Source organism: Cellulomonas septica (assembly GCF_012396155.1).
Lineage (GTDB): Bacteria > Actinomycetota > Actinomycetes > Actinomycetales > Cellulomonadaceae > Cellulomonas > Cellulomonas septica.
In genome coordinates this window covers 1-2535 of record NZ_JAAXOY010000528.1, presented here as the reverse complement: position 1 = coordinate 2535, position 2535 = coordinate 1, and the positions used below count along the sequence as shown (strand labels likewise).

At 75.7% G+C, this 2535-nt stretch carries 2 protein-coding genes; both read right to left on the bottom strand.

Features of this window, described 5'->3' with window-relative positions:
• Positions 1-65: 65 nt before the first annotated feature.
• Positions 66-1565 (bottom strand): non-homologous end-joining DNA ligase, encoded by a 1500-nt coding sequence (gene ligD / locus HGA02_RS16095; RefSeq protein WP_168680100.1) that lies wholly within the window; start codon positions 1563-1565, stop codon positions 66-68.
• Positions 1566-1668: 103 nt separating this feature from the next.
• Positions 1669-2418, bottom strand: a complete 750-nt coding sequence (locus HGA02_RS16090) for a DUF3592 domain-containing protein (protein ID WP_168680098.1) — start codon at positions 2416-2418, stop codon at positions 1669-1671.
• Positions 2419-2535 lie beyond the last annotated feature (117 nt).

Sequence of the window (2535 nt, the reverse complement as noted above, 5' to 3'; positions counted from 1 at the left end):
CTGGGCCGGCGTCCCGGTCGGCGCGGCGGCCGGCCGTCCCGTCGGCGCGACGCTCGAGATGCCCCTCAGGTGCCCTCGACGACGACGTCGGCCGGGGACTTGTCGGGGCGCAGCCCGCGCCAGGACGGGTGCCGCAGACGGCCGTCGGACGTCCACTCGGTGAAGGCGACCTCGCCGACCAGCTCCGGGCGGACCCAGTGCACGTCGCGCGTGTCGGCGGCGGGGAGCCGCACGGTGAACGGCGACGACGACGTCACGAGCGGGGTGAGCCGGCGCAGCAGGTCGTCGAGGGTGCGCCGCGTGAAGCCCGTGCCGACGGACCCCGCGGGGCGCAGCACGCCGTCGTCGTCGGGGACGCCGAGCACGAGCGACCCGAGCGTCTCCGCCCGCGCGCCCTTGCCCGGCTTCCACCCGACGAGCACGACCTCCTGCATGCGGACGTGCTTGACCTTGACCCAGTCCGGCGAGCGGCGGCCCGGGCGGTACGGGGAGCGCCGCTTCTTCGCGAGCACGCCCTCGAGGCCGTTCTCGCGGCTCGCCGCCAGGACGGCCTCGCCCGGGCCGTCGAACGACGGCGGCGTCTGCCACGAGCGCCCCGCGAGGCCGAGGCCGTCGAGCAGCGCGCGGCGGTCGTCGTAGGGCAGGTCGAGGGTGTCGCGGCCGTCGAGGTGCAGGACGTCGAAGACGAGGTAGACGACGGGCACCGTCTGGGCGAGCCGGCGCGCGACCGCGGGGTCGGCGACGTGCATCCGCTGCTGGAGGCGCCCGAAGTCCGGGGCGCCGCGCGCGTCGAACGTGACGAGCTCGCCGTCGAGGACCGCCTGCGTCGACCCCAGCTGCTCGCCGAGCCCGGCGATCTCCGGGTACGACCGCGTGACGTCCAGGTCGTTGCGCGACATCAGCCTCACCCGGCCGCCGTCGACGTACGCGACGGCCCGCACGCCGTCCCACTTCATCTCGTACGCCCACGCGTCGTCGTCGGGCGGCAGCTCGCCCGCGACGGCCGCCATCGGACGGACCAGGTCGGGCAGCGGCGTCCAGTCGGGCCGCGTCGGCGGGTCCATGCGGTGCACCATCCAGCTGCGCTCGTCGTCGCCCCGCCCGCGGCCGTCGCCGTTCCCGCCGGAGCGCCCCCGACCGCGCGTGCGGAACAGCACGTACCGTCCCTGCACGCGCTCGCCGTGCAGCACGACCTGCACCTCGCGGTCCGACCACTTCACCGTCTCGTACGTGCCGCGGTCCCAGACCGACATGTGCCCGCCGCCGTACTCGCCCGCGGGGATGTCGCCCTCGAACGTCGCGTACTCCATCGGGTGGTCCTCGGTGTGGACCGCGAGGTGGTTCGTGCCCGGCTCCTGCGGCAGGCCCTTCGGCACGGCCCACGACACCAGCACGCCGTCGCGCTCGAGCCGCAGGTCCCAGTGCAGCGCGCGGGCGTGGTGCTCCTGGACCACGAACGTCCGGTCCTCGCCCTGCGGCAACGGTGCGTCCGGCGGCGGGACGGGCTCGCGCGTGCGCGCCGGGTCCCGCTTCGCGCGGTACTCGTCCAGCGGGCGTCGGGGCACGTCACGAGTCTGCCGCCGTCGTCGTCGCACGGCACGGGCAGGTGGCGGAGCCGCTCGACGACGTCGACGGGCACGCCGCCGCCCGGGACCGAGGCGGTGGCCGCTACAGGCGGGTGAGCGCCAGGACGTCGGCGACCAGACGCGTCTCTCGGCTGTCCGGTGCGTCCTCCTGGACCGCCACCCACCACGACGCCAGACCGGCCTCGACGACGTCACCGCTCGTCTGCTCGGGCCGTCTCTGGTGCTCGTTGACGAACGCGACGTAGTCCCCCGCGCGACGGGCGCGCTCCTCGGCGTGCACCCGCGGGTCGCCGTACCGCACGACGCGGTACCTCCGGGCCACGACCTGGACCCCGAGACTCGCCCACCCCACGACGACGAGCCCCGAGGGCAGGACGAGCAGCAGGACGGCAGGCAGGAACCACCACCTCGTCCACCCGGCCAGCCGGCCGGCGGTCATGGCCCGCTCCGGATCGTGCGGGTCGTGCACCACGGTCACCCGGTCGCCCACGAGGCTGCACGGGCATCCCGAGCCGTCGACGGTCGTGAGGCCGTCCAGGTAGGTGACGTCCAGGCGGTAGTTCACGCCACCGCGACCACCGGTCACCGTGACGGCCGTGACGACCCCGGTCGTCGCGACCCCGTCCGCGCGCAGGTCGCGCGCGAGGGCGTCCTCGCGGACGAGGAACGCGATCATCAGCGCCGCGACTCCCACGAACGCCGCGGTCGCGAGCAGACCGACGGGGACCGCGAGCGCCTTCTTCACCGTCGCCCACCGTCCACCGGGAGCGGACGAGGCCAGCACGGAGCGCGGACGGGACCCGGGTGCCCCGCTCGTGGTCGCAGACGTCATCCGGGCGGCTCCTGGTCGGCGCGGGGCGTGCCGACCTTCGCGCCCGCACGCCGCTCCCCGGGTACATCGGCGTGACCGCGCGCCGCCATGAGCGCGCCGGGCGCCTCGCGCCCGTCG